Raw genomic sequence first — 4533 nt, 5'->3', positions numbered from 1 at the left:
GCGGGTCGGTGCGGGCGGCGAGGAGTTCGTCGCGCGCGGCGCGGTAGAGGTCGGTCGCGGACGCGGCGGTGGGGATCATGGTGCTCCTTCGATCGCGTTCTACGCTAGCCCTCCGTCACCGGGTGGCCGACCGCGAGGAGGACGTCGCGCCTCAGCGCCGAGCCGACGCGTCCTCCCGCTCGGCGCGCTGCTTGGCCCGTTCGAGGGCGCGCGTGCGCGCGGCGCGCGCGTCCTCCTCGAGCTTCTCGGCCTTGGCCTCGTCGCGGGTCAGGTTGACCCCGGTCTCGGGGTCGAAGAGGTGCAGCGAATCCGGCGAGAACCACAGGCGCGCCGCATCGCCCGGACGGATCGAGCTCATGGCATCCAGGGCCACGACCAGTTCGGTGCGCAGGCTCTCGCCGTCCAGATCGCGGTCGAGCTCGGACAGCTTCTCCTTCACCGTCTCGTCGGTCTCATAGGGCACGTAGGCGTAGAGCACCTCGCCGAGCCACTCGGTCATCTCGATGTCGAGCTCGGCGGTGACCCCTCCCTCGAGGTCGCGCTCGGTGGCATCCGCGTCTTCGAAGGCGTCGGGGCGCACGCCCACGATCACGAGGTCGCGACCCTCGACGGCGCTGCGCAGCCGGTCGTCCAGCGGAACGTCGGCGATCGGCAGACGCAGCACGTCGCCGTCGACGGTGCCGCTGAGGAAGTTCATCGGCGGCGAGCCGATGAACCCGGCGACGAAGAGATTCACCGGCTGGTCGTAGAGCCCGCGCGGGCTCGCGACCTGCTGCAGCTCGCCGCGGCGCAGCACCGCGACCCGGTCGCCCAGGGTCATCGCCTCGGTCTGATCGTGCGTGACGTAAACCGTGGTGATGCCGAGCGAGCGCTGCAGACGCGCGATCTCGGTGCGCATCTGTCCGCGCAGCTTCGCGTCGAGGTTCGACAGCGGTTCGTCGAAGAGGAACGCGCTGGCGTTGCGCACGATCGCGCGGCCCATCGCCACGCGCTGCCGCTGACCGCCCGAGAGGTTGGCGGGCTTGCGCTCGAGGTGCTCGTCGAGCTCGAGCAGTTTCGACGCCCGGCGCACGCGCTCGTCGATCTCGTTGTCGTCGAGGTCGCTCGACTTGAGCCGCATCGGGAACGCGATGTTCTCGTACACCGTCAAATGCGGGTACAGCGCGTAGTTCTGGAAGACCATCGCGAGGTTGCGGTCCTTCGGCGCCTTGTCGTTGACGACCTCGTCCGCGATCTTGAGCTCTCCGTCGGAGATGTCCTCGAGGCCGACGATCATCCGCAGCAGCGTCGACTTGCCGCAGCCCGACGGCCCCACGAGGATCACGAACTCGCCGTCGGCGATGTCGAGGTCGACGCCCTTGACCGCGGTGAAGCCGTCGTCGTAGGTCTTGACGATTCTGTTCAAAGTGATGGATGCCATGTGACTGCTGCTCCTTTACCCCTTGACCGCGCCCTGGGTGAGGCCCGACACGATCCGACGCTGGAAGATGACGACGACGATCACGATGGGGATCGTGACCACGATGGCGGCGGCCGAGATGGCGCCGGTGGGTTCTTCGAACTGCGAGGCCCCCGTGAAGAACGACAGGGCCGCCGGCACCGGGCGGGCGGCATCCGTCGATGTCAGCGAGATGCCGTAGACGAAGTCGTTCCACGCGATGAAGAACGCGATGATCGCGGTGGTGAACACCCCCGGTGCGGCGAGGGGGACCACGGTCTTACGGAACGCCTCGAAGGGCGTCGCCCCGTCGACCTGAGCCGCCTGCTCGAGCTCCCACGGGATCTGGCGGAAGAACGCCGCGAGCGTCCAGATCGAGATCGGCAGCGTCAGCGAGAGGTACGGGATGATCAGGCCGAGCCAGGTGTCATAGAGGCCCACGACCCGCCACAGGTTGAACAACGGTGTGACGATCGACACGATCGGGAAGACCGACACGGCGAGCGCGGTGGTGAGGATGATGCGCTTGCCCGGGAAGTCGAGGCGGGCGATCGCGTAGGCGCAGAGCGTTGCCAGGACCACCGCGATGAACGTCGCGATCAGCGAGATGCCGATCGAGTTGCGCAACGCCGGCAGGAAGAGGTCCTGAGCGCTGCCGCCCGGGGCCAGGATCGTGGCGTAGTTGTCGAGGGTCCACTCGATCGGCAGCAGCGTCCCCGAGAACAGGCCCGCCGGCGTCTTGAACGAGGTCATGAGGATCGAGAACACCGGGAACAGCGACCACACCAGCACGGCCGCGATGATGACGATCCACGTGATCCGCTGGGGCCAGGTCATCGCGCGCATCAGGAGTTCCTTCCCGCCGACAGGTCCACTTTGAAGCCTTTGATGAAGATGGCCGCGATGATCAGCACGCTCAGGAACAACAGCACCGAGATGGCCGATCCCAGCCCGATCTCGAGGCGGCCGATCGAGGTGTTGTAGGCCAGCAGCGACAGCGCCTCGGTGTTGTTGGCACCGGCGGTCATGATGAAGATGTTGTCGAAGATGCGGAACGCCTCGAGCGTGCGGAACAGCACCGCGACCATGATCGCGGCCTTCATGTTGGGCAGGATGACGCGGCGCAGCACCTCCCACGACGTCGCTCCGTCGACCTTCGCGGCCTCTTCGAGGTCGCCCGGCACCTGCGCGAGTCCCGACAGCAGCAGCAGCGAGATGAACGGCGTGGTCTTCCACACCTCGCTGAGGATGATGACGGTGAGGGACGTGCCCTGGTACGCGAACCAGTTCAAGCTCTCGTCGAAGCCCGGGATCCACGACAGCCAGTTGTTGACGTATCCACCGGAGTTGATGTCGAAGGCGTAGAACCAGGCGAAAGCCGAGACGACGGTGATGATGCCGTACGGCACCAGGATCGCCGTGCGCGCGAAACCGCGCAGCTTCTTGATCGCCCGGTGCATCACGAGCGCGAAGGCGAAACCGATGATGAGCTCGAGGAGCACGGTGACGACGGTGATGAACAGCGTCACCCCCATCGACTGCCAGAACGCCGGGTCGCCCAGGATCACCGCGTAGTTGCGGAACCAGATGAACTCGCGATCGTCGGGCGCGGTCAGGCGCAGGCTGAACAGCGAGTCCCAGATCGCCTGCACGATCGGGTACAGCGTGACCAGCAGCATGATCCCGAACGCCGGGCCCGCGAGCATCCAGCCCAGGCGCGCTTCGGCGCGGGCGCGGTCGGAGCGACGCTTCTTCTTGGCGGGGGCCACCGGCTCGGCGCGCCCCGTGGCGCGGGTGATCGTGTCGGTCACAGCAGTCGCTCCCCTCTGAGCACCGCGAGGATGAAGTCGGTCGAGGACTGCGGCGTCGCGTCGGGGTTCACCGCGTTCGGCGGATGCCACGTGCGCTGCAGTCCGATGGAGATCTCGTTGTAGTACGGCGTCTGCGGACGGGGTGCGCCCAGCTGCAGCGACTCGGCGATGGTGGATGCCATCGGGAACTTCTCGTTCACCTCGGCGTCGTCGTACGCGGCGAGGTTGGACGGCGGGTTGCCGTTGGTGACGAAGTACTGCGCCTGGTTCTCGGGGCTGACGATGCACGCGACCGCCTGCCAGGCCAGGTCGACGTTCTCGCTGTACGCACCGACGCCGAGATTGATGCCTCCGACGGGAGGGGCGGCGGGGGTGTCGGCATCCACTCGGGGATACACCGCCCAGCCCAGGTCGTCGACGACATCGGGGGCCGCCGCCTGCATGGCCGGGTAGACGAACGGCCAGTTGACCATGAACGATCCGTTGTCGCCCTGGAAGAGGTTCATGCTCGCGTTCTCGTCCGCGGTGGGCAGTCCGGAACCGCCCAGGCCCGACGAGCCGATGCGGCCGATGATGTCGGCGGCCTTGCGGCCCGCGTCGGTCTCGAGACCGAGCTGCATCTCGTCGGGCTTGGCGTCGGGGTTGTCGAGGATCTGCCCGCCCGCCGAGGCGACGAGAGCGTTGATCCACACCGTCAGCGACTCGGCGAGCGCCCCCTGCACGCCGAGCTGCTTGTTCTGATCCTGGGCGGCCTGGATGATCTGGTCCCACGTGACGGGCTGGCTCATGTCGAGGCCCGCGGCCTCGGCCACGGACTTCCGGTACCAGAGCAGCTGCGTGTTGGCCCAGAACGGGACGGTGACGAGCTCTCCGTTCCAGCTCGCCGACTGCACCGCGCCCTGCACGACACCGTCGGTGTTCTGCAGATCGGCGGGGACGGGGGCGAGGAACCCCGGCTCGGCGAGCTCGGGGATGAACGGCGGGTCGAGGCTCATGATGTCGAGCGAACGGTCGCTCGCCGCGAGACGGCGGGCCAACTGCTCGCGCTGCGAGGCCGCGTCCCGCGGCAGCAGCGACGTCTCGATGCGGTACGCCCCGTTGGCCGCCTCGGTGCAGGATGCCGCGATCTCGGCCTGGCCGCCGTCGTCGGGGTTGATGTACCAGGTGAGGGTCGGCACCCCGTCACCCGCCGCGCACGCCCCGAGTGTGCCCGCGAGGGCGAGCACCGACGCCCCGGCCACGATCCGTCTCACCGTTCGCATCCGGCCCCCTCGCCTCGGTGCG

Annotated in this window: 4 protein-coding genes; all 4 read right to left on the bottom strand. The window is 67.9% G+C overall.

The window, feature by feature from the left end; translation table 11 throughout:
* Positions 1-151: 151 nt before the first annotated feature.
* From ugpC to QZ433_RS12250, 4 genes are read right to left on the bottom strand one after another with little or no spacing between them, the layout of a single operon-like run.
* Positions 152-1420: a sn-glycerol-3-phosphate ABC transporter ATP-binding protein UgpC gene (ugpC, locus tag QZ433_RS12265; RefSeq protein WP_295783868.1), complete on the bottom strand. Its 1269-nt coding sequence runs from the start codon at positions 1418-1420 to the stop codon at positions 152-154.
* Between the two features lie 15 nt (positions 1421-1435).
* Positions 1436-2284: a carbohydrate ABC transporter permease gene (locus QZ433_RS12260; protein WP_295783865.1), complete on the bottom strand. Its 849-nt coding sequence runs from the start codon at positions 2282-2284 to the stop codon at positions 1436-1438.
* Complete coding sequence (locus QZ433_RS12255; protein ID WP_295783862.1) at positions 2284-3249, bottom strand: sugar ABC transporter permease; 966 nt, start codon at positions 3247-3249, stop codon at positions 2284-2286. Before QZ433_RS12255 ends, QZ433_RS12260 begins: the two co-directional genes overlap by 1 nt.
* Positions 3246-4511 carry an extracellular solute-binding protein gene (locus QZ433_RS12250; RefSeq protein WP_295783861.1) on the bottom strand — a complete coding sequence of 422 codons (1266 nt, stop codon included), beginning with the start codon at positions 4509-4511 and terminating at the stop codon, positions 3246-3248. Before QZ433_RS12250 ends, QZ433_RS12255 begins: the two co-directional genes overlap by 4 nt.
* Positions 4512-4533: the final 22 nt, after the last annotated feature.

The organism is uncultured Microbacterium sp., assembly GCF_913776565.1.
Lineage (GTDB): Bacteria > Actinomycetota > Actinomycetes > Actinomycetales > Microbacteriaceae > Microbacterium.
Note: the sequence above shows the minus strand (reverse complement) of the source record. Positions and strands in the feature narration are given on the sequence as shown.